This window comes from Brevibacterium sp. Lmc1, assembly GCF_057654315.1.
This window is the reverse complement of record NZ_CM172803.1, coordinates 3,519,130-3,540,616: the sequence shown is the minus strand read 5'-3', so window position 1 is coordinate 3,540,616 and position 21,487 is coordinate 3,519,130. Positions and strand designations below refer to the sequence as shown.

General features: G+C 66.2%; 20 protein-coding genes. 16 read left to right on the top strand and 4 right to left on the bottom strand.

Annotation, left to right across the window (positions count from 1 at the left end):
• Positions 1–81: 81 nt before the first annotated feature.
• Genes AC239G_RS15860 through AC239G_RS15850 form a run of 3 tightly spaced genes read left to right on the top strand, consistent with a single transcriptional unit; the run spans position 82 to position 2,143 of the window.
• The gene (locus AC239G_RS15860; protein ID WP_487489235.1) at positions 82–831 is read left to right on the top strand and encodes an IclR family transcriptional regulator; all 750 of its coding nucleotides are present in this window, start codon (positions 82–84) and stop codon (positions 829–831) included.
• A 2-nt stretch (positions 832–833) separates the two neighbouring features.
• The gene (gene aroQ / locus AC239G_RS15855) at positions 834–1,286 is read left to right on the top strand and encodes a type II 3-dehydroquinate dehydratase (RefSeq protein ID WP_139467998.1); all 453 of its coding nucleotides are present in this window, start codon (positions 834–836) and stop codon (positions 1,284–1,286) included.
• Entirely contained in the window at positions 1,283–2,143 is an 861-nt protein-coding gene (locus tag AC239G_RS15850; protein ID WP_487489234.1) for a shikimate dehydrogenase, read from the top strand. The genes aroQ and AC239G_RS15850 overlap by 4 nt, the downstream gene beginning before the upstream one ends.
• A gap of 51 nt (positions 2,144–2,194) precedes the next feature.
• Here the strand turns inward: AC239G_RS15850 and AC239G_RS15845 are convergent, their stop codons facing one another.
• Positions 2,195–3,046, bottom strand: coding sequence for a DedA family protein (locus AC239G_RS15845; protein ID WP_487489233.1), 852 nt, complete (start codon positions 3,044–3,046; stop codon positions 2,195–2,197).
• Between the two features lie 129 nt (positions 3,047–3,175).
• On the opposite strand from AC239G_RS15845, the gene AC239G_RS15840 reads away from it, so the two are divergent.
• Genes AC239G_RS15840 through AC239G_RS15830 form a run of 3 tightly spaced genes read left to right on the top strand, consistent with a single transcriptional unit; the run spans position 3,176 to position 5,737 of the window.
• Positions 3,176–3,592, top strand: coding sequence for a hypothetical protein (locus AC239G_RS15840; RefSeq protein ID WP_487489232.1), 417 nt, complete (start codon positions 3,176–3,178; stop codon positions 3,590–3,592).
• Positions 3,498–5,081 (top strand): sensor histidine kinase, encoded by a 1,584-nt coding sequence (locus AC239G_RS15835; RefSeq protein ID WP_487489231.1) that lies wholly within the window; start codon positions 3,498–3,500, stop codon positions 5,079–5,081. The genes AC239G_RS15840 and AC239G_RS15835 overlap by 95 nt, the downstream gene beginning before the upstream one ends.
• The gene (locus AC239G_RS15830) at positions 5,078–5,737 is read left to right on the top strand and encodes a response regulator transcription factor (protein ID WP_434591706.1); all 660 of its coding nucleotides are present in this window, start codon (positions 5,078–5,080) and stop codon (positions 5,735–5,737) included. Before AC239G_RS15835 ends, AC239G_RS15830 begins: the two co-directional genes overlap by 4 nt.
• A gap of 65 nt (positions 5,738–5,802) precedes the next feature.
• On the opposite strand, the gene AC239G_RS15825 is transcribed toward AC239G_RS15830, so the two are convergent.
• Positions 5,803–6,744, bottom strand: coding sequence for a beta-ketoacyl-ACP synthase 3 (locus AC239G_RS15825; protein ID WP_458311002.1), 942 nt, complete (start codon positions 6,742–6,744; stop codon positions 5,803–5,805).
• Positions 6,745–6,809: 65 nt separating this feature from the next.
• Between AC239G_RS15825 and AC239G_RS15820 the strand changes: the two genes are divergently transcribed.
• The 7 genes from AC239G_RS15820 to AC239G_RS15790 all read left to right on the top strand — a co-directional run bounded on the left by AC239G_RS15820 (position 6,810) and on the right by AC239G_RS15790 (position 15,954).
• On the top strand, positions 6,810–7,406 hold the full coding sequence (locus tag AC239G_RS15820; protein ID WP_487489230.1) for a TetR/AcrR family transcriptional regulator: 597 nt from the start codon (positions 6,810–6,812) through the stop codon (positions 7,404–7,406).
• Between the two features lie 151 nt (positions 7,407–7,557).
• The gene (locus AC239G_RS15815; protein WP_487489229.1) at positions 7,558–8,883 is read left to right on the top strand and encodes a glycosyltransferase family protein; all 1,326 of its coding nucleotides are present in this window, start codon (positions 7,558–7,560) and stop codon (positions 8,881–8,883) included.
• A gap of 97 nt (positions 8,884–8,980) precedes the next feature.
• Positions 8,981–10,228, top strand: coding sequence for a glycosyltransferase family 4 protein (locus AC239G_RS15810; RefSeq protein ID WP_487490122.1), 1,248 nt, complete (start codon positions 8,981–8,983; stop codon positions 10,226–10,228).
• A complete protein-coding gene (locus tag AC239G_RS15805; protein WP_482400774.1) occupies positions 10,225–11,544 on the top strand; it encodes a glycosyltransferase family 4 protein in 1,320 nt (439 codons plus the stop codon). Before AC239G_RS15810 ends, AC239G_RS15805 begins: the two co-directional genes overlap by 4 nt.
• Positions 11,541–13,451, top strand: coding sequence for an ABC transporter ATP-binding protein (locus AC239G_RS15800; RefSeq protein WP_172171644.1), 1,911 nt, complete (start codon positions 11,541–11,543; stop codon positions 13,449–13,451). Before AC239G_RS15805 ends, AC239G_RS15800 begins: the two co-directional genes overlap by 4 nt.
• Complete coding sequence (locus AC239G_RS15795; protein ID WP_139468009.1) at positions 13,448–14,767, top strand: phosphotransferase family protein; 1,320 nt, start codon at positions 13,448–13,450, stop codon at positions 14,765–14,767. The genes AC239G_RS15800 and AC239G_RS15795 overlap by 4 nt, the downstream gene beginning before the upstream one ends.
• Positions 14,764–15,954, top strand: coding sequence for a phosphotransferase (locus AC239G_RS15790; protein ID WP_487489228.1), 1,191 nt, complete (start codon positions 14,764–14,766; stop codon positions 15,952–15,954). The genes AC239G_RS15795 and AC239G_RS15790 overlap by 4 nt, the downstream gene beginning before the upstream one ends.
• Positions 15,955–15,991: 37 nt before the next feature.
• Here the strand turns inward: AC239G_RS15790 and mgrA are convergent, their stop codons facing one another.
• Positions 15,992–17,032 carry an L-glyceraldehyde 3-phosphate reductase gene (gene mgrA, locus AC239G_RS15785; protein WP_139468011.1) on the bottom strand — a complete coding sequence of 347 codons (1,041 nt, stop codon included), beginning with the start codon at positions 17,030–17,032 and terminating at the stop codon, positions 15,992–15,994.
• A gap of 40 nt (positions 17,033–17,072) precedes the next feature.
• Positions 17,073–17,735 (bottom strand): VOC family protein, encoded by a 663-nt coding sequence (locus AC239G_RS15780; RefSeq protein WP_139468012.1) that lies wholly within the window; start codon positions 17,733–17,735, stop codon positions 17,073–17,075.
• 95 nt (positions 17,736–17,830) lie between these two features.
• Here AC239G_RS15780 and AC239G_RS15775 point away from each other — a divergent pair, with 95 nt between their 5' ends.
• The 3 genes from AC239G_RS15775 (at position 17,831) to AC239G_RS15765 (ending at position 21,484) form a co-directional block, all read left to right on the top strand.
• Positions 17,831–19,216 (top strand): GntP family permease, encoded by a 1,386-nt coding sequence (locus AC239G_RS15775; RefSeq protein WP_229663965.1) that lies wholly within the window; start codon positions 17,831–17,833, stop codon positions 19,214–19,216.
• A 271-nt stretch (positions 19,217–19,487) separates the two neighbouring features.
• Entirely contained in the window at positions 19,488–20,264 is a 777-nt protein-coding gene (locus tag AC239G_RS15770; RefSeq protein WP_139468014.1) for a GntR family transcriptional regulator, read from the top strand.
• Positions 20,261–21,484 carry an anhydro-N-acetylmuramic acid kinase gene (locus tag AC239G_RS15765; RefSeq protein WP_139468015.1) on the top strand — a complete coding sequence of 408 codons (1,224 nt, stop codon included), beginning with the start codon at positions 20,261–20,263 and terminating at the stop codon, positions 21,482–21,484. The genes AC239G_RS15770 and AC239G_RS15765 overlap by 4 nt, the downstream gene beginning before the upstream one ends.
• Positions 21,485–21,487 lie beyond the last annotated feature (3 nt).

Below are 21,487 nucleotides of genomic sequence, written 5' to 3'. Positions count from 1 at the left end.
TCTGCTTTCCGGACTCACGAACCACCCGCACATACTGCCCCAGCACCACCGAACTGCCACAGCAACGCAAGGAGGCGAAGCATGCCGCCCAAGGGCTCGAACTCGGTGACGAAGACCTTCGAGATGCTCGAACTCCTCGGCGAATCACCCGAGGGGATCAGCGCCGCCCAGGCCGCCGAGACGACCGGCTACCCCTTCTCGACCGCTTACCGCCTCCTCGGCGGGCTCGTCGAATCCGGGTATGCCAGCTTCGATGCGCGCACGAAGATCTACACTCTCGGGATGGAGGTCTTCCGCCTTGCGCAGAAGGTCGCGCATCGGCAGGGACTGTCCGGAGCGACGAAGGATCTGCTGCAGGAACTGACGAAGTCCACCGGCGAATCGAGCATCCTCGCCATCCGCCGCGGCAATGCTGCACTGACCGTGCTCACCGTCGACGGCCCCCAGTTCCGCACGACCACCGACCCCGGAGACGAATCTCCGTTGCACACCTCGGCGATCGGTCAGGCTCTGCTTGCTCACGACCCGAATGCCGACGTCACGGTCGAGGCCCTCAGCCTCGAGGCGCGCACCCCTTACTCGATCACCGATCCGGCGCAGATGCGACGCAAACTCGAACAGATCCGAGAAACCGGATGGGCGGGACAGTCCGAAGAGAACGACATCGGCATGAACGCACTGGCCGTGCCCGTCTTCGACCTCGACGGCCGTCTGCTGGCCTCACTGGCGCTGGCCGCGCCCGTCTTCCGCCGCAGTCTCGACGAACTGGTCGCGCTCGTCCCCCAGCTGACCGAGACCGCGGCCTCCATCGCCGCCCGATTCCCGAGGTGACCATGCCCGAAATCCTCGTCCTCAACGGACCCAATCTCAACCTCCTCGGGGAGCGCGAACCGGAGATCTACGGCCGCACCACGCTGGCCGATATCGAGGCCATGTGTGCCGACACCGCCGCCGAGGCGGGGCTGAGCGTTCGCTGCATCCAGAGCAACCATGAGGGTGGGCTCATCGATGCCGTCCATGCGGCCCGGCGCTCCACGGTCGGTGCGATCATCAACGCCGGAGCGTACACGCACACCTCCCTGGCCCTGCACGATGCGCTGAAATCCTATGACCACCCGATCATCGAGGTGCATCTGAGCAACCCGCATGCGCGGGAAGCCGTGCGCCACCACTCCTACCTCTCACCCGTGGCCGCGGCCGTCATCGCCGGAGCCGGTGCGAAGGGCTACGTCCACGCGGTCGAGATCCTCATCGACCACCTCACGAACGCGAAAGCGAGACTATGACCTCATCCCTCCTCCTCGGCCTCATCGGCGATGGCATCTCCGCCTCCCGCACCCCGCGGATGCACGAGAACGAAGGTGCCGCACATTCCATCCCCACGATCTACCGCACCATCGACATCAGCAGCCCCCACCTCGCCGAGGCGACACTGACGGAGCTGCTCACCGCAGCGATCCGCCTCGGTTTCGACGGGCTCAACATCACTCATCCGTTCAAGCAGCAGGTCATCGGCCTCCTCGATGAGGTCGATCCCGTGGCCGCGCGCATCAATTCGGTCAACACCGTCGTCATCGACAGCGCCGGACGGACGACGGGATACAACACCGATGTCACCGGTTTTGCCGCCGGATTCCGTGCCGGACTGGACGGTGCCGCCACCGAGGCGGTCGTGCAGATCGGTGCGGGCGGAGCCGGCCGTGCGGTCGGGTTCGCACTTGCGCAACTCGGAATCGGCGACCTCATCATCGCCGACACCGATGTGCAGCGTGCCGAAGGACTCGCCACGGACATCGTAGAAACGACATCGGTCGGAACTCGGGCGCGAGCGATCGGGCTCGATGAGCTGGAAGGGGCGGCCGCCTCGGCGCAGGGGATCGTCAACGCCACCCCGGTGGGGATGAAAGCGTACCCGGGAACTCCGGTCGACACTTCCGTGTTCGGGTCGGAGACCTGGGTGGCCGACGTCGTGTACTTCCCACTCGAGACGCAGCTGCTCGCCGAAGCCAGAGCGAAGGGCTGCCGCACGCTCGACGGATCGGGGATGGCGGTCAATCAGGCCATCGACGCGTTCGAACTCTTCAGCGGCCAGAAGGCCGACCCGCAGCGCATGCGTGAGACCTTCCTGTCCTTCGGCTCCTGATCCGAGACACCTGACCAGGATCCGAAGCGGCTCCCGGTTCGGCGGGAATGGTCAGTTCTCGGAGGTGCCGCCTGCGGCTTCGGCCTTCTTCTGCTTGCGGTATTCCTTGAAGAAGCTGATGGCGAAGATGCCGACGATCAGGGCCAGGGTCAGCCACAGGGCGTACTTGTCGATGACCTTGAGGATGTCGACCGCGGCTTCTCCGAGCTGGTAGCCCAGGAATGTCCAGATGAGCGTGAAGATGAGGCAGCCGAGGAGGTCGGCGACGAGGAACAGCGACAGGCGCATCCGCGTCCACCCAGCGACGAGGTAGACGAGGGTGCCCGGTATTCCCGGGCAGCGCGAGATCAGCGTCATGAGGAACAGCGCCCAGTTCGGGATCTTCTTCAGCTGGTTGATGCGTTTGAGCTGGCGTTCGTTCTGTGCGAAGAGCCGCAGCACACCGTCGCCCCACCGGCGCCCGGCCAGCCAGAACGCCCAGTCGAGTTTGGCCATGCCGACGAAACCGGCGACGATGACCAGCCACAGCGGGATCTCACCGACGCGGGCATAGGCGGCGGCAGCGACGATCGAGGTCTTCGCGCCGTTGATGAATTCCTGGACGACCGGGGCATTGACGAGCATCCACGGTCGCAGCGGCATGAGGCCGAGGTAGATGAGCGGGACGCCGATGATGATGAACAGCAGCAGCTTGTCGAGGCCTTGAGCCCTGCCCTGCCAGGGTTTGATCGCCGCCCACGGATTCTCCTTGGCCTCGGACTCGGAGGTGGCATCCGGCTCAGTGGTTGCGGAACCGTCTGCCTGCGCGGAACCATCGTCCGGCTCGGGGGACTCGGGCATCGGCGATGAGGAGTCTGCGGATACGGGCTCAGCCTGGTCGCGGTCCGCGCGATCGTCGCTCATCGGTGGGCTCCTGCGGGTCGTCGTGGCGGTCGGCGCTTACGGTATCACAGGCGCCCGAACACTCCACCTAAGAAGACTCTCATCGCCTCCGGCTCGACTTTGCGGCAGGCCTTGGGCAATGTGGACGGTATGGGTGGACGATCGAAGATCATCGGCTGGATTGTGGCCGGTCTCGTTGTCATGCTCGCACTGCTGACCGTGCTCATCGTTCGCAACACCACCCAAGCGGACCCGCCGGATCTCAGCCCGGTGGAAGTCACCCCCGAACCGACGGAGACCTCCAAGACGTCGGATGCAGACGCTGACAGCTCTGCCGACGAAGACTCGACTGGTGCCTCCGACACCGGCGCCTCCGCTGCCGAGGACTCAGATGCCGCGGACTCCGGAGGCGAGGATTCGCGAGAACCTGATGAGATCGAGCACTCCTACGAACCGGTGCCCAACCCGCCTCGTGAAGTCCCCGACGACGATGATGACGGGGACGACGACGGCGACGATGATGACCGGGACGACGATGACGATGACGGGGACGACGATGACGACTGAACGGCGCGTCGGGCTGACCGTTCAGAACCGGTTGACCATCACCGTTGCCGCACTGTCCGTGCTCACCCTCTCCATCGTCGGCCTCATCCTCTACACCGTGGAGTCGAACAACGTCTCCAGTCGGACCACCGCCTCGATGTCCCAAGAGGTCGACGAGATGCGGACGTTCTCCGAGAACGGGATCGATCCGCAGACCGGCAGACCATTCGCCTCCGTCGATGAGATCCTCAGCAATTTCCTGGCCCAGAACAGGCCGGACGAGGACGAGGTGCTGTTCGCGTTCCTCACCGACGGCCGCGTGCTCTATCAGGGTGAACCGAAGGACCTCCTCGGCAGGTCGAGCGACTTCGAGAAAGCCGTAGCCGGGGCGGCCGAGAAAGGCGGGGAGATCCGCCTGACCGTCGGTGACGTCGAATACGAAGGCTTCGTCCTGCCCATCGCCGGCACCGAGGCGGGAGCGGGCACGGCCACGGACACCCAGACCGCGCCCACCGATTCGACGTCCCGGACGAAGGGCGTCGGCGAGGTGGCGGGCGGAGCGGCCGCGACGAACGGGGCGGGAGCCTTCGTGGTGGTCCACAACGTCTCGGCCAGCCATGCCGACCTCGTGCAGATCATGCAGATCTATGTCGTCGTTGCGCTCGCCGCCGCTCTGCTCATCGCCGGACTCTCCTCACTTCTGGCACGCCGGCTGCTGTCACCGGTGACCGAGCTGAGGCGGACCGCGCAGTCGATCTCCGGCGGTGATCTCAGCAGTCGTCTGGAGACGAAGGGCCATGATGACATCGCCGAACTCGGGCACACCTTCAACGAGATGCTCGATCGCCTCGAGGCGGCTTTCGAAGCTCAGCGGCGCTTCCTCGACGACGTCGGGCACGAGCTGCGCACGCCACTGACCATCCTCGGCGGTCACCTCGAGACGATGAACGCAGAGGACGTCGGCGATGTCGAGGAGACCCGGGCGATGCTGCTCGATGAGACGGATCGGATGGGTCGCCTCGTCGAGGAGCTGCTCCTGCTTGCGCGTGCCCGACGCCCTGATTTCGTGCGTTTCGCCGAGGTGGACCTCAGCGGGGTCGTGTCCGATTCCCTGGCGAAGGCCAAAGGACTGGGAGACCGGGAATGGGGCCTCGACGTACCCGAATCGCTGAGTTTCCGCGGGGATCGACAGCGCCTGACCCAGGCGCTTCTGCAGCTGGCGTCCAATGCCGTCGAACACACCGAGCGCGGTCAGAAGATCGTCTTCGGTGCCCGGGACGACTCCGATTCCGTGCACATCTGGGTCCGCGACGAAGGCAAGGGGGTGCCCGACGAGATCGCCGAGGACATCTTCGACCGATTCTGCCGCGGGTCGACCGACGGAGCCGGGTTCGGGTTGGGACTGTCGATCATCTCCGCCATCGCCGAGGCGCACGGAGGCACGGTCGTGCTCGACCGGACCACCATCGGTGCACAGTTCCGGATGATCCTGCCGAAAGGACAGAAGTGAAGAGCATTCTCGTGATCGAGGACGAGGCGCGGATCTCCGCCTTCATCTCGAAAGGCCTGACCGCCGCCGGGTTCAGTCCGCAGACCGCCGCAGACGGCCTCACCGGGCGAGATCTGGCAATGACGGGCGACTTCGCGCTCGTCATCCTCGACATCGGTCTGCCAGTCCTCGACGGTTTCACCGTGCTCGGGCAGCTGCGTGAACGGCGACCCGAACTGCCGGTGCTCGTGCTCACCGCCCGGGACAACCCGGACGACACGATCTACGCTCTCGAGTCCGGGGCGGTCGACTATATGATCAAGCCCTTCCGGTTCGCGGAGCTGCTGGCTCGCGTTCGTCTGCGGCTCAAGGAGAGCCCGCAGGAGCAGGAGGTCACGGAGCTCATCCGCGATGAGGTGCGCATCGACCTGCTCAAGAGGCAGGTGTGGGTCAGAGACCGTCTCGTCGAACTCTCGGCTCGGGAACTGTCCCTGGCCGAGATCCTGCTGCGCAACAGAGGCAACGTCCTCTCCCGCGAACAGCTGCTCTCCCACGTGTGGGGATTCGACTTCGACCCCGGCTCGAACGTCGTCGACGTCTACATAGGGTACCTGCGCAAGAAGCTCGGCTCCGATTTCGTCACCACGGTGCGCGGCTTCGGATACCGCGTGGACTGACTCGATAGGACGAAACCAGCCTCAGTCTGGATCGGCTGGCTGCAGGACACGCAGCGGAAGTGAACTCACGGGGACAGAATCACCTGAGACGACCAGGACAATCCGCCCCCGAATGACAGGAGAAGAGTGGGCACTCCTGCTGGCAGCTCGCCGCTGTGTGAGAGCTTCGAGAGAGCTAGAGGGATCGACGCGGCGGAGGTGTTGCCGGATTCGACAACGTCGCGAGCGATGAGCGCGTGACCGAGACCAAGGTCGTCGACGATGGGTTCGATGATTCGCAGATTTGCCTGATGAGCGATGAATGCTCCGATGTTCTCGATATCGAGTCCGGCCCGAGCCACAGCTTCGCGAGCAGTTGACGCCATCATCGAAGTGGCCCACCTGAAGACTGACGCTCCGTTCTGAGTGAAATCGGCCTCCCAAGACCCGCGAATAGTCACATTGTCACGAAGCTTGGGGTCGGTTCCCCATTCTGCCGGATGGATTCCCCGTCGTTCTCCGGGCGAGACGATGACTGCGCCGGCACCGTCGCCGAGGAGGATGCACGATGATCTGTCGCTCCAGTCGGTGACGTCGCTCATCTTCTCGGCCCCAATGACGAGCGCATGCCTGCTCTGATCGGCTCGGATCGAATTCTCGGCGACGTTGAGTGCGGTGCTGAAACCGGCACAGGCATTGTTGATGTCGAAGCAGACTGCATTCGTCAGACCGAGGCGACCGGCGACCTCTGCTGCGGTGCTCGGACACCGGTCCCGAGCGGAGCAGGTTGCAACGATCACCATGTCGATTGCGTCCGATGGCAGCCCTGCCGATCTCATTGCCATGCGTGCGGCCGGTGCAGCTAAGTCCGAGACCTGTTCGTCGGCTGCGGCGATCCGGCGTGTTCGGATGCCGGTCCGGCGCCGGATCCAGGCGTCGTCGGTATTAACCAGTTTGGCGAGGTCATCGTTGGTGACGACGCGCTCAGGCTGGTGGAAGCCTGTCCCTGTGATCGTCGAAAATGGCATATATCTCCTCGGTCGAAGTTTACCGCACGAGCGTACACTAAAAGTGTCCGAGGTAGACTGGATGTATGCCCAAACGAACTCTCGACCAGGTGCGGGAGACCCGGGAAACGGTCCTCCGGCGAAGCGCTGATGTCGCTTCGGTCAATGGCCTTGACGGCCTGTCATTCAGCCAGATCGCTGCGGAAGTCGGCTTGTCGAAGTCGGGGTTGGCCGGTTACTTCGAGTCGAAGACCGATTGGCAGCTCGCCGTCATCGGGTATGCCCGCTCCGTGTTCAGAGAATCGGTCATCGACATCGGTCGAGAAAGTTCGAATGTGAATACACCGCTGATCGTCAGCACCTGCCGTGCGTGGTTGGACTACATCGAGTTGCCTGTCTTTCGCGGTGGTTGCTTCTTTGCCGCGGCAGCGGCCGAATTCGATGATCGTGAAGGTGTCGTGCGCGACGCCATCCGCGGTACTTATGCTCAGCTGCGAAAGTACATTGCGGCATTGGCGGGACGTGATGCCGACGAAAAGGGCGCCGGAGAGCAGACGGCCTTCGAACTCATCGCGGTGATGATCTACCTCAATCAGAGTCTCCGCCTCGGTGGTGATCATCAAACCGGATCAATGGCTCGGCGTTCTATCAGCAGAATCATCGGTCACCCGGTCGACAAGTAGCAGAGCCTATTCGCAGACTGCGCTGGCAGTCGCACGGCGACCCTGAGAGATACGGGTGGGCGCTGGAGGAATCTGAACCTAAGATCTTTCTCATCCGCGTCTTAATCTCATCTTAATCACAGCCGACAAGCTGAGATGTATGAGACGACGATTGAGAATCGCACTGTTCTCCCACGACTCGCTGGGACTGGGCCACATCCGCCGCAACAGGGCTCTGGCCTTCGCTCTGGCCCGGGACCTGCCGGCACTGACCGGCCGGGAGGTCTCCGGTCTGCTCATCGCCAGCAGTCCCGAGGCCACGCGATTCGACCTGCCGGATGGGTGGGACTGGGTGATCCTGCCCGGAGTCACCCCCGCCCCCGGCGGTTACGTCCCACGGGCACTTGCCTCCTCGATGCAGGGCTTGCGGGCACTGCGAGCGGCGGCGATCTCGGCGATCCTCGACCAGCAGCGACCTGAGCTCTTCGTCGTCGACCGGCACCCCTTCGGCATCGGCGGCGAGCTCGCCGACGCCATCGACCAGGTCCGCGGCTACGGCTGCCGTACGGTCCTCGGGCTGCGCGAAGTCCTCGACACCCCGTCCGTCATTGCTGCCGAATGGGAGGAGGTCGGCGGGCCCGCACGCGTGGCCGAATCCTTCGACGAAGTCTGGATCTACGGTGACCCGGACGTCTACGATCCCCGGTCCACCGGGGAAGTGCCAGCTCCGCTTGCGGCCAAGGCCGTGACCACCGGCTACCTGTCACAGGACCGCCCCGATGACGGCGGTGTTCTGCCGGCAGCCACCGTGGCTGCGCGTGTCGAGACGGCAGGGGGCGGGGCAGAGAGTTTCGTCCTCACCTGCCTCGGCGGAGGCTCTGATGGAGGCAGCCTCGCCTCGATCGCCGTGGACGCTGAACCGCCCGACGGCTGCCGGCACCTCATCGTCACCGGTCCGCAGATGGACACCGAGGAGTTCGAACGACTGCGTGCCCGTGCCGGTGCGGCCACTGCTGTCATCCGTCACTGCGACGACATTCCCGGACTCGTGGCCTCCGCCGAGGCTGTCGTGTGCATGGGCGGCTACAACACTCTGGCCGAACTCATGGCCACCGATACCCCTGCTCTCGTCGTCCCCCGCAAGGGTCATCGGGCCGAACAGCCCAGGAGGGCATTCGCCCTCTCCGCAGTCGGAGCGGTCGACGCTCTGACGATCGACAGCCTCGACGTCGATGTGCTCAGCCAATGGTTCGACGGCCGGGTCGGGCGACCCACAGACCGCTCCCATATCGATCTCACGGGACTGGCCACCGTTCCCCGCCTGGCAGCCGAACTCATCGCTGATGTCCGCGCCGAGGCAACGGCACTCGGATCCGAAACCGTGCCGACGCCGACAACCGCACCGGCGTCAACAGCGCCGACGGCGACTGCAGCCGCCGGCACAGCACCGTCCGCCCGTCTGCCCATCACCCTGGAGGAGACCAGCCATGCTGTCTGAACAGACACCAAACCCTTCAACACCGGCACCGCGTCCACCGGCAGCCCCGACCGCTCGACCGGAAAGACATCTCGGCCGCCGCGCCTACGTGCTCAAGATGTACCCGCGGTTCTCCGAGACCTTCATCGTCTCCGAGATCCTCGCGCGTGAAGCCGCCGGAGAGGACCTCGTCATCTTCTCCCTGCGCCCCAGCACGGACACCCGCTTCCATCCCGAACTCGCTCGCGTCCGCGCCGAGGTCATCCACATCGACCGGCCCTCGAGCGCCCGCAGCTTCTGGCAGTCCTTCGCCGAGGCGGCAGCGGAACCGCGCGTGGCCGCGGCAGTGTCGGACCACCTCGGCGAACTTATGGAACTGGGCCACGATGATGCGATCCAAGCTCTCACCCTCGCCCGGTTGGCCCTCGACCACGAGGTCACCCACCTGCACGCGCACTTCGCGTCGGTGTCGACGACCGTGACTCGGGCCGCCTCGGCGCTGACGGGGATTCCCTACTCCTTCACCACGCATGCGAAGGACATCTTCCACGAGGATGTCGTGCTCACCGATCTGGCCCGCAAGACCGCGGACGCCGACCACGTGATCGCGATCAGCGATTTCAATCGCCGCTACCTGTCGCGGGTGCTCGGCCCCGAGTTGGCCGACCGGGTCGTCGTCGTGCGCAACGGCCTCGAGATCGATCGCTTCCCGTATCGGCCCAAGCAGGGCGCGACGGGCGAGGTGCCCTCGCTGCTGGCCGTCGGCCGCCTCGTCGAGAAGAAGGGATTCGCCCACCTCCTCGACGCGCTCGCCCGCCTCCGGGCCGACGGCATGAGCTGCCGTCTCGACCTCGTGGGCACCGGCCCCCTCGAGGAGGAGCTGCGGACCCGGTCCCACACACTCGGACTCGACGACCTCGTCACCTTCCACGGAGCGCTGACCCAGGCCGAGGTCCGCGACATGCTCACCGACCATGACATCCTCGTCTCCCCGTTCGTCATCGGCACCGACGGCAACGCCGACGGCCTGCCCACCGTGCTGCTCGAGGGCATGGCCACCGGAATTCCCTGCGTCGCCGGGGCCGTCACCGCCGTGCCAGAGGTCATCGACCATGGCCGGACCGGGTGGCTCGTCGACGGTACCGATGAGGCGAACATCGCCTCCACCATCGCCGAGGTGGCCGCCGCCCTCCGCACGGATCCCGCCGGTATCCGTGCCGTCACCGATGCCGCCCGTGACCGGGTGTGCCGCCTGCACGACTCGGGCGTCCAGGCCGGGCAGCTCGCGAGCCTGGCCGACGCTGCGGCGGTGCCTGGGGCAGTTCCTGCCGTTCCGACAGTCCGTGAAATGGAGTCAGTGTCATGAGAATCGCCTATGTCCTTCTCGACCCCGGCATCGGAGTCTTCGGCACGAAAGGTGCCAGCGTCCACGTCCAGGAGGTCGTGCGAACCTTCCGAACACTCGGCCATGAGGTCAGCGTCTTCTGCACCCGCACCGATGACGACGTGCCCTCCGACCTCGCCGACCTCGATGTCACCCGCCTCGAGGTGCCCCGTGGTCTTGACCGCTCCCAGCGTGAGATCGTACTGTTGCGACTCTCCGACATGCTCGCCGACCTGGTCACGGACACGGTGGCCGCCTCGGGGCAGGGATTCGACCTCGTCTACGAACGGTATTCTCTGTTCTCCACGGCCGGTGCCCGGATCAGCCAGCGCCTCGACGTGCCTTTGATCATGGAGGTCAATGCGCCTCTGCTGGAGGAGCAGCGGACCCATCGCGGACTCGTCCACGCCGAACACGCCGCCCGTGCCACGGCGGCAAGTTTCGCCGGAGCCGCACGCATCGTGTGCGTGAGCGAACTCGTCGCCGACTGGGTCCGCACCGACTATCCCGGCCTCGGCGACGTCAGCGTCGTCCCGAACGGAGTGAACACGGAACGGATCACTCCACGGCCAGATCACGACAGCCTCGGCGGGGAAGGATGCGGGTCGCCCAGCGGTCGCTCGATACGGGAGGACCGCCCCGGTGGGGGACCTCCGAGTGTTCACGGTCCGGTGCGGATCGGGTTCGTCGGCACGCTCAAACCCTGGCACGGCACGGATCGGCTCATCGCCGCCTGCGCCGGACTGGTCGGGGACTTCCGTGTCGACATCGTCGGCCATGGCCCCGAATCCGAGGCGCTGGAGAATCAGGTGCGTACGCTCGGGTTGGATGGGCGTGTGCGTTTCCACGGTGCTCTGGCACCCGAAGCCGTGCCGGAGGCGCTGCGCGAATTCGATATCGCTGTCGCCCCGTACCCGGCAGGGGAGAACTACTTCTCCCCTTTGAAGGTCTACGAATACCTGGCCGCCGGACTGCCCGTCGTTGCATCGAGCGTCGGTTCGATCCCCGGCGTGCTCGCAGGAACCGGAGCCGCGATCCTCACCGACCCGGCCGACCCCGCGGACCTCGCCCGCGCACTGCAGAGACTCATCGACGACGGCGAACTGCGCGCGAGGATGGGAGCACGCGCCCGCGCAGAGGCCCTGACCAGCCATTCCTGGATGCGCCGGTGTCAGCAGATCCTCGCACCGGTGACGGGAACCGCCGGCGACACAGCTGCCGGAGAAACCGATGCCGCACCTATCTGCGAGGAAACGTCCGTATCGGGACGGCGCCCCGCCTCGGCGGTGATCTCATGAGCGGCAAGAAGCTCACGGCGTCCGCGCTGCGGCGGACCCTGCGGATCATCCGCCCGCACCTGCGTCGGCACACGTGGCTGATCATCGGCGGGATGGCCGCACTGCTGGCCGACGTCGTCTTCCGCATTCTCGAACCGTGGCCGATCAAGATCGCCGTCGACGCCGTCACCGCGGCCCTGGGCGCCCAGATCGCCCCGACGTTCGGCCTCGACGCCGGAGTGGGTACGACCCTTGCAGTCGTGGCCATCGGCCTGGCCGTCATCGTCGGCGGACGGGCCGCGGCGAACTACGCCTCGACGATCTGCTTCGCTCTCGTCGGCGCCCGTGTCGCCACCCAGCTGCGCTCACGGGTGTTCGATCACGTCCAGTCCCTGTCGCTGCGCTACCACTCGAAGGCCTCGATCGGAGACACCTCACAGCGACTCGTCGGCGACATCGGACGGCTGCAGGAAGTCGCCGTCACCGCCGGGCTGCCCCTGGTCGGCAATGTCATCACGCTCGCCGTCCTACTCGTCGTCATGGTCGTCCTCGACCCCGTGCTCAGCGCCATCGTGCTCGTCACGGCGGCGGTCTACGGCCTGCTGTCGAAGGTGGCGACCCCGAAGATCACGAAGGCCTCCCGGTCCACGCGCAAGGGTGAGGGCCGACTGGTCGGATCCGCCGCCGAGGCGCTCGGTGCCATCCGCGTCGTCCAGGCCTACGGACTCGAGAAGACCGTGGCCCGCGACTTCGCCGACGGCAACGAACGCGCACTCAGGGCCGGGGTGCGGGCACGCCGTCTGGCGGCCGGGCTCGAGCGCTCCACGGATGTTCTCGTCGGCATCTCGCAGGCTCTCGTTCTCGCCTTCGGCGGGTGGCAGGTGCTGCGCGGGGCGATGTCTCCGGGCGACCTCGTCCTCTTCCTCCTCTACTTGAAGATCGCGATGAAGCCGCTGCGGGACATGGCCAAATACACCGGCCGGATCGCTCGCGCGGCCGCCTCGGGGGAGAGGATCGCCGACCTCCTCGACGAACCCGTCGAGATCGCCGACGCCCCCGACTCAGTGTCCATGGGCCCGGTCTGCGGCGACGTCGTCTTCAACCGCATCACCTCGGCCGATGGGCATGGCAGGCCGCTGTTCGACGAGCTGGACCTGCTCATTCCGGCTGGACAGAAGGTCGGGATCCTCGGGGCCTCCGGGGCCGGAAAATCGACCCTGATGAGCTACCTGCTGCGGTTGTCGCAGCCGGACTCCGGGTCGATCTACCTCGACGGCTACGACACCCACAACGTCACTCGCGCCTCCCTGCGGCAGAACGTGTCGGTCCTTCTCCAGGAGTCCGTGCTCTTCGCCGCGAGCGTGCGCGAGAACATTCGCTACGGTCGGCTCGATGCCACCGACGCCGAGGTGGTCGCCGCCGCCCGTGCGGCCCGTGCCGATGCGTTCATCCGCTCTCTTCCCGACGGCTACGACACCGAGCTCGGCAACCGAGGGGACACGCTTTCGGGTGGGCAGCGGCAGCGGCTGGCCATCGCTCGCGCCCTCGTCCGCGACGCCCCGGTCGTCGTCTTCGACGAAGCGACGACAGGGCTCGATCCGCAGACTCGCGCCGAGGTGGCCGATTCAGTGTCCGCGCTGACGACGGGCCGGACGAGCATCGTCATCAGCCACGACGTGGCGATGATCCGCGGACTCGACCGTGTGGTGTGGCTCGAGGACGGTCGGGTCGTCGAGGACGGAACACCGAGCGAGCTGGCTGCGGCTGCGGACTCGCGCTTCTCCCGGTGGATCCGTTCGCAGGCCGACGAAGCCGACAGCGTGCCGGGGCGAACGATGGGGGCGGAGCCGTCCACGGTCGCGGGACCACGTCCGTCCGAACCGCCCACCGTCGGCAGCGCCCCCACCTATGCAGGAGCCTCATCATGACCGCATCGATTTCCGACCCGGTGAACGACTTCGTGGACACGAGATTCGCCCTGTTGCCCTATATCGACGAACTGCGATCGGCAGACGAGCTCTCCCGACGCCTCGGCTTCGCGGTTCGTCCTCGCCGTGTCCGTGTCAAACCGGGGAAGAGCGCCATCGTCGCATGGCAGCGAGAGGAGCCCAGCCGCCTCGGCGAATTCGATGGTTGGGGATTCACCGCGGTTTTGACGAGCCCGGACAAGCTCGCCAATGCTCGGCGGCGGGCCGCTCGGCACGGGCAGGAGCTGGTCGTCCACGAGGCTGCCGACCCGCGTTCGGCGGGTGCGACCGGTGCCGTGCTGGTCACCGGCGGAGTGCTGGCCGACCCCAGGATCGGCAAGCATGTCGCACGGACACTCGACCACCTCGGCGGGGATCTGCGGATCATCGGATACAACCCCGCCAGGCGGCTGCTGCTCAAGCACACCCCGGCCGATGGGGCGCCGGAATTCGTGCGGATCGCCGCCGACTCCCAGATCCACCTCGCCGAGGCAGCCGACCGTTGGCAGCGAGCGGAGCTTCCCAGCCTGCCGGTCGAGTTCGTCGGCGGACGTGACACCGCCACACGTTCGCCGTGGTGGGGGACCGGTGACCTGAGCGATCGACCGGATCCGAATGTCGCCGAGGAAGTCGGCGTGATCATCGCCGAACTGCACAGAGGCGGTGTGTCTGATACACGTGCACTGCCGGACGACGAAGGCGATCCGGGAGAATCCGCGGGCGTGCAGGCAGACAAAGTTGGCGCTTCGGCAGGGGAGGACGGACGCGCGCTCGACTCTCCGCTCGACCAACTCGAGACCACCAGCCGGTCGCTGGTTCGTCTGCTCCCGGAACGAGAGACTGACATCGTCGGACTGCTCTCCGAACTGAGCCGACGACTCGGACCGAATCGAGGCCTCGGGCCGAAGCGGGAACTGCGGGAGATCCACGGGGACCTCAGCCCCGACCAGGTGCTTCTGGCGAATTCCGAGTGCCGGATCATCGACCTCGACCGGTCCGGGTACGGGCCGATCGGGATGGATCTGGGGCGATGGATCGCGGCCTGCCGCGTCGATTCCCGGTTGCACGAGCTCGAGCACCCCTTCATCGACGGCTACCGTTCCGCCGGCGGCGAGGAGACCGACCTGGGCGCATGGACGGCGTGGGCGATCCTGGTGGCCGCGCTCGAACCCTGGCGCAGCTGCTCCGAGACCTGGAGGGACGAGACGATGCGGATCATCGACCTCGCGCGCACCGCTCTGGAAGGGAACGCCCCGACGACGGAGGTCGCACCATGACCGGGACGAAGCAGACCGTGACGAAACAAGCCGTGACGAAGCAGACCGCGGCGACGCAGATCGCGACGAAGCAGACCGTGACGAAACAGTCTGCGACGAAGTGGGGCGCGGCCCTGCACATCCCTGACGCAGTCACGACCGGCGGACAGGACTGGAACGTGCGTCGAGCCTGGCCCGCAGGAGACAGTCGAATCGCGTGGGAGGCTTCTCTTCCTGGCCAGGGGACCCGGGTCGGCTATCTCGACGAACGCGGCGTGACGGTCCTCGACCCTGACCGTGACCCGAAGCTGCCGGGTCTCGCCGGGCTGCTCGAGGACGGAGGCCGGTTGGTCTCCCATCGGCCGGGCAGACGCGCCGTCGTCCGCCTGCGCGACGGCAGCTTCGCCAAATGCGTGCGCGACGGAAAGGCCTCCGACGTCATCGCGGGACAGTGCCGAGCGGTTGGGTTCCTTCCCGGTTTCGCCCTCCCGCAGGTGCTCAGTTCGGATTCTTCGACCGTTGTGCTCAGCGTGGTGCCCGGGGTCGAACTCCACGATCCAGCCGAGCTCGGCGAGGAGTGGTCACGTGCCTGGGCCGAGTCCCTCGACGCCTGGGCTCAGGCAAAGGCACATCCGACCAATACCGTGCCAGCGGCTGCGCCGAAACTGTCGACCGCGATGCCGTTTCATGGGGCTGCGGACGAGGTCGAAGTGCTCCACTTATGGCGTGAGCGCGCCCGTCCTCTGCTGGAGACCACGCGGACTGCGCGAGGGGAGACTCTGCTCGCCGACGTGGACGAACTCATCACAGAGGTCACGGCCGAACTCGACGACGAGACCGCCTCGGCGAGGGACGGATCGATCGGGCTCATCCACCGGGACCTACACGACAAACAGATCATGTGGGATCCGATCTCCGGACCGGGGCTGCTCGACGTGGATACGGCGTGCCGGGGTGAACGGGCGCTCGACCTCGGAAACCTCCGCGCGCATGCCCGGTGGCGCACCGAGCAGGGTCTGTGGACCCCCGCCGAGGCGGCCGTGGTCATCGATGAGATCGCCCGGGTCGCGTCGGCGGGAGGGTTCGACCCCGCCAGGGTGAGCGTGTACGAGAGGGCCACCCTCATTCGGCTCGTCTGCGTCTACGCTTTCCGGCCCGCTTGGAGCGACCGGATCGGGTGGCTGCTCGAGGCGGCGCAGGCGATGTGAGACTGCGACACTTGAGCCTTGCGGAGGGCCGCTGACTTCACTCGGCAGTGCTGCGTCGCGCGTCTCCCCAGATATCGACACCGGAATCGATGGCGAATTCGTCGATTGCCGTGAGCTCTTCGTCGCTCAACGGTGCCGCGTCGAGAGCCGCGACATTGTGCTCGAGCTGTTCGACACGGCTGGCCCCGATGACCAGCGAGGACACTCGGCCATCCCGCAGTGCCCAGGACAGGGCGAGCTGTGCCAACGACTGACCGCGAGCGGCCGCGATGTCGTTGAGCCCGCGGATCCGGGCGAGGTTGTCGGCGCTTAGGAACCCGTCCTTGAACGATGGCTTCGCCTTGCCCGCTCGCGAATCTTCGGGCACTCCGTCGAGGTACTTGTCCGTGAGCAGGCCCTGCGCCAGCGGGGAGAAGCAGATGACACCGAGCCCTTCGTCAGCGGTTGTGTCGAGGAGCTCATCATCTTCGATCCACCGGTTGATCATCGAGTACGAAGGCTGGTGGATGAGCAGGGGAGTGCCGAGATCGCGGGCGATCTGCGAGGCCCGGGCCGTATCGGCGGCGGAGTATGAGGAGATCCCGGCGTAGAGCGCGCGACCGGAGCGCACGGCGGTGTCGAGTGCGCCGATGGTCTCCTCGAGAGGCGTCGAAGCATCGGGACGATGGGAGTAGAAGATGTCGACATAGTCGAGGCCGAGTCGGCGCAGTGACGCATCGAGGCTGGCCAGAAGGTATTTGCGGCTGCCGCCGGGACCTCCATATGGGCCGGGATGCATGTTCCAACCGGCCTTCGTCGAGATGATGAGCTCATCGCGGTAGGGGCGGAGGTCTTCGCGCAGCAACCGGCCGAAATTCGTCTCCGCCGAGCCCGGGGGAGGACCGTAGTTGTTCGCCAGGTCGAAGTGCGTGATGCCCATGTCGAAGGCGCGACGGACGATATCGCGCTGGTTCTGGAAGGCGACATCGTCGCCGAAGTTGTGCCACAGCCCCAGTGACAACGCAGGCAGGACGAGCCCGGATCGACCGACGGGGCGAAAGGTCATCGAGTTGTAGCGGTTCTCGGCGGCTAGGTACACACGGACTCCCTGAACTGGGTGGAAGAGGTCGTATCCCAGCCTACGGGCGAGCGGCCAGCGTGCACACGCAGGCGCGATTGCCGTCGGCGTCGGCGAGGACGGTGAATGACGGCGCCTGAGACTCGTCGACGATCGTGCCTCCGGCGTCGACCGCGGCCCTGATCCGCTCCGGCGCGACCGCCGCCGGCACGGAGACGTCGACATGCAGACGCTGGTGCGGAACCTCGTGTTCTTCGCAGTCCTGGAACCACAGCAGCGGCATCTGTCCGGCAGGATCGACGACATCGGGTCCGGAGACGTTGCTCGCATCCCCGGTCAGGAGCGCCGCCCAGAACGGAGCGATGGCGTCCTGATTTGCGGTATCGAGGCCGAGCTCGAGCAGTGCCGGGATGGTCGGGTCCGCCTTCACCCCCGCCGAGGCGGCCGCCTCGCTGATCTGTCCCGCGAGGTTGAGGTCGCGTTCGGTCACGGCACCGGTGTCGTGGCTGGTCAGGCGGATGTCGACGTGGGGGAAAGTGAGCGTGACATCGGGATGGTGGCCGGCCGCCTCGGCGAGGGACCCGATCTCGGCCACGAGATCGAGCCCGGTGGCGAAGTCGCCGGTGAGGAACCGGGCGCCGATGCAGTCCGGCAGCCCCTGCCAGTCGCCGAGCCCTTGGGAGTCGAGTGCGTCGAGCAGCTTCTGTCCGGTATATGCAGTCATGGCTTCATGCTAGGGACTTCTCCCTCCCACGTGAACCCCTCGCGTGCGAACCCCTCGTTCCCGGATCCAGCAGGCAGGGGCGTAACGTTGCCCCAGTGATTGGCTCAACCGCATACCTCGTGACGCTTCTCTTCGCGTCGATCGCGCTTCTCATCCTCCTCATCAACTGGAAGACGAAGCTGCATCCGTTCCTCGCTCTCCTCATCACCTCCGCCGTGACGGCACTGGCCGCCGGTGAGGAGATCGCCAAGATTCCGGAGACGATCGCCGCCGGAGCCGGCGATACCCTCGGCGAGACCGGTGTCGTCGTCGCCCTCGGAGCGATGCTCGGACGGCTTCTGGCCGACAGCGGCGCCATCCAACGGATCGCGAACCTCGTCATCGAGCACTCCTCGCCGAAGGCCGCTCCGTGGATCATGACGGGTGTCGCCTTCATCATCGGCATCCCGATGTTCTTCGAGGTCGGCCTCGTCGTCCTCATCCCGGTCATCTACGCGGTCGCCTCGCAGCTGGAGAAGAAGACCGGGCAGAAGAAGCTGTGGTACCTGCGCATCCTCGTTCCCGCGATCGCCGCGCTCGCCTGCCTCCACGGCATGGTTCCGCCCCATCCGGGTCCGCTCATCGCCGTGTCCGGACTCGACGCGAACGTCGGAATGACCATCGGCCTCGGCCTGGTCTGTGCGATTCCCACTGTCATCCTCGCCGGCCCGGTCTACGCCCGCTGGATCGCCCCACGGGTCAAACTCGAACCGACCGCTGACCTCATCGACCAGTACACCGGAGCCCGCGCCGAGGTGGACCAGAAGGAACTGCGAACGATTCCGGTCTGGCTCGCCTTCGTCACCGTCCTCGTCCCCGTCGTGCTCATGCTCGTGCACACCGTCGTTCAGCTCGTGGCGCCGGAGTCCTCGTTCGAACCCATCGCCGAGGTGATCGGCAACCCGATCATCGCCATGCTGGCCGGAGTCGTCTTCGCCGCCATCGCACTCGGATGGACCTCGGGAATGGGCGGTGAGCGGATCCGCAGTTCCTTCGGCGACAGCCTCAAGTCGATTGCCGGAGTCATCCTCATCATCGGCGGCGGTGGTGCCTTCAACGAGGTGCTCAAGGACTCGGGCATCGGCGACGCCGTCGTCGGCGCGACCTCTCATCTGGAGATGAACCTCATCCTGCTCGGCTGGTTCATCGGCATCCTGCTGTCGTTCGCCACCGGATCGGCGACCGTCGGAATCACCTCGGCCACCGGCATCGTCGCCCCTCTCATCGGTGATCACTCGGGGGCATACGTGTCTCTGGTCGTCATTGCGATCGGCTCGGGATCGATCGGTCTGAACTGGGTCAACCATGCGGGATTCTGGTTCGTCAAGGAGAGCTTCGGCATGACGATCGGTCAGGCGACGAAGACTCACATGATGGTCCAGACCCTGGTCAGCGTCTTCGGGCTGATCTTCGCCTTCCTGCTCTCACTGCTCTTCGTCTGACGGGTCTCCGCTCGCCCGGTCTCAGCCCGCCCGGCCTCCGCCTGCCCGGCCTCTGACCGCCCGCCCGGTCTCCGCCGTTCAAGCCGGGGCGCAGATATGTCGTGGTCGACGACGCCATATTCGCGGCCCCGCTTGATCGAGGGAAGGGAGCGCTTGAAAGTGAGCGAGCGCTTGATCGACGGCACGAGTGAAACGCCGACCGAGGGTCCAGCCATCACAAAATAGACCAGTGGTCTTGATTTCGCAGTGTGTCCTGTGCCTCAATGGTGGTGTGACGAAATTCCATGCCATCCGTGACCAGCTCCTCGACCGTCTCGAGGACATGGCCGCCGGTGAGCAGTTCCCTCCGGAACGGCAGCTCGCCGAGACGCTCGGCATCTCGCGGATGACCCTGCGCCGCGCCATCGACGAACTCGTCGCCAAGGGCATGGTCCGCAGGCGGCACGGCACGGGTGTCTTCGCACTCGGGCCGAAACTCGACCAACCGCTGGCCGCGAGCTCCTTCACCGAGGATATGCTCGCCCGCGGAATGCGTCCCGGGTCTCATATCCTCAGCTTCGACGTCGCCGAGGCGGGCGCGCACATCGCTCGTCGACTCCATATTGCCGAAGACGACGACGTCATCGCGATCCTGCGTCTGCGCCTGGCCGATGACGAACCGATCGCTCTCGAAGAACTCCACGTCCCCTCGGCTCTCGTCCCGGGGCTGAGTCCAGGTGACCTCGAGGACCAGTCCTTCTACGATCTGCTGCGCCGGAACTTCGGCATCCGCCTCAACCACAGTGTGCAGACGATCGAGCCCACCCTCCTCGACGCCGGCGAAGCTCAACACCTCGGCGTCGAAGAACTCTCACCCGCCCTGCTGTTCGAACGCATATCCCGCGGTGCCGATGACTGCCCCTTCGAGTTCGTCCGCTCCGTCTACCGAGGCGACCGTTACAAGGTCCGCACCGAACTCACCGTCCCCGCTCCGGCCGCATCCGAGGCCGCCCCCACCGGCACCGCTCCCTCCACCGTCACCGACCACACTGGGGGAGTGCAGCCATGATCATCGCCGGACTCATGACCGGAACCTCCGCCGACGGTCTCGACCTCGTCATCGCCGAGTTCCGACCCGACCCCATCAGCGACACGGAACCCACCCCCAGCTTCGACCTCGTCGGCGCCGACCCCACCACCCTGACCGTGCGGATCCTCGCCGAACGCGAAACCCCGTTCGATGACCGGCTCTCCGCCGACATCCTTCGCCTTCTCGAACCGGCAGATCTGCCGTTGTCACTGGTCAGCAGCGTCGACGCCCGGCTCGGCCGATTCTGCGCCGACGCCCTGTCCGAACTCTGCGCCGACCACGACCTGACCCCTGACCTCGTCGTCTCCCACGGACAGACCGTCCGCCACGACATCACCGACGGGCAGGTCACTTCGACCCTCCAGCTGGGACAGCCGGCCTTCATCGCAGAACGACTCGGTGCGCCCGTGATCTCCGATGTCCGCTCCCGCGATGTCGCCGCAGGGGGACAGGGTGCCCCGCTCGTCGGGCTGCTCGACTCCCTCCTGCTCTCCGACGCCGAGGCGCCGACCGCGGTGCTCAACCTCGGCGGAATCGCGAACATCACCGTCATCGAACCAGGCCACGATCCCATCGCTTTCGACACCGGCCCGGCCAACGCCCTCATCGACATCCTCGCCCGCCGCATCACCGACGGTCGGCAGAGCTACGACAGCGACGGCGCGCTCGGAGCAGCCGGCACCGTCGACGAGGACCTGCTCACCGAGCTCCTCACCGAACCCTTCTACGCACGGCCCGCCCCGAAATCGACGGGCAAGGAACTCTTCCACGCCGCCTACCTCGACTCATACCTCGAACCCCACCCCCACCTCGGCGAGCATGATCAGATCGCCACGGTCACCGCGCTGACCGCGCGCACCATCGCCGAGGCGGCCCGCCGTCACGACGTCACCACCGTCATCGCCTCGGGAGGTGGGACGAGGAATCCGGAGCTGATGCGCCGCCTCGGCGAGGAACTGGGCGAGGGCATCGTCCTCACGAGCACGGATGAGGCCTTCGGGCTGCCGGAAGGCAGCAAGGAAGCGCTGCTCATGGCGCTCCTCGGGTGGCTGAGCTGGCACGGACTCGACGGCACTCAGCCCAGTCTGACCGGGGCGATCGGACCGCGCATCGCGGGTCGATTCACTCCCGGTGACGGACCGCTCCGTCTGCCCGAACCCCTCCACCGACGACCCACCCGGCTGAGACTGAGTGACTGAGAC

Coding starts and splice junctions, on each gene's coding strand:
- AC239G_RS15860 (WP_487489235.1), top strand. CDS start 82: ATGCCGCCCAAGGGCTCGAACTCGGTGACGAAGACCTTCGAGATGCTC.
- aroQ (WP_139467998.1), top strand. CDS start 834: ATGCCCGAAATCCTCGTCCTCAACGGACCCAATCTCAACCTCCTCGGG.
- AC239G_RS15850 (WP_487489234.1), top strand. CDS start 1,283: ATGACCTCATCCCTCCTCCTCGGCCTCATCGGCGATGGCATCTCCGCC.
- AC239G_RS15845 (WP_487489233.1), bottom strand. CDS start 3,046: ATGAGCGACGATCGCGCGGACCGCGACCAGGCTGAGCCCGTATCCGCA.
- AC239G_RS15840 (WP_487489232.1), top strand. CDS start 3,176: ATGGGTGGACGATCGAAGATCATCGGCTGGATTGTGGCCGGTCTCGTT.
- AC239G_RS15825 (WP_458311002.1), bottom strand. CDS start 6,744: ATGCCATTTTCGACGATCACAGGGACAGGCTTCCACCAGCCTGAGCGC.
- AC239G_RS15820 (WP_487489230.1), top strand. CDS start 6,810: ATGCCCAAACGAACTCTCGACCAGGTGCGGGAGACCCGGGAAACGGTC.
- AC239G_RS15810 (WP_487490122.1), top strand. CDS start 8,981: ATGTACCCGCGGTTCTCCGAGACCTTCATCGTCTCCGAGATCCTCGCG.
- AC239G_RS15805 (WP_482400774.1), top strand. CDS start 10,225: ATGAGAATCGCCTATGTCCTTCTCGACCCCGGCATCGGAGTCTTCGGC.
- AC239G_RS15800 (WP_172171644.1), top strand. CDS start 11,541: ATGAGCGGCAAGAAGCTCACGGCGTCCGCGCTGCGGCGGACCCTGCGG.
- AC239G_RS15795 (WP_139468009.1), top strand. CDS start 13,448: ATGACCGCATCGATTTCCGACCCGGTGAACGACTTCGTGGACACGAGA.
- AC239G_RS15790 (WP_487489228.1), top strand. CDS start 14,764: ATGACCGGGACGAAGCAGACCGTGACGAAACAAGCCGTGACGAAGCAG.
- AC239G_RS15780 (WP_139468012.1), bottom strand. CDS start 17,735: ATGACTGCATATACCGGACAGAAGCTGCTCGACGCACTCGACTCCCAA.
- AC239G_RS15765 (WP_139468015.1), top strand. CDS start 20,261: ATGATCATCGCCGGACTCATGACCGGAACCTCCGCCGACGGTCTCGAC.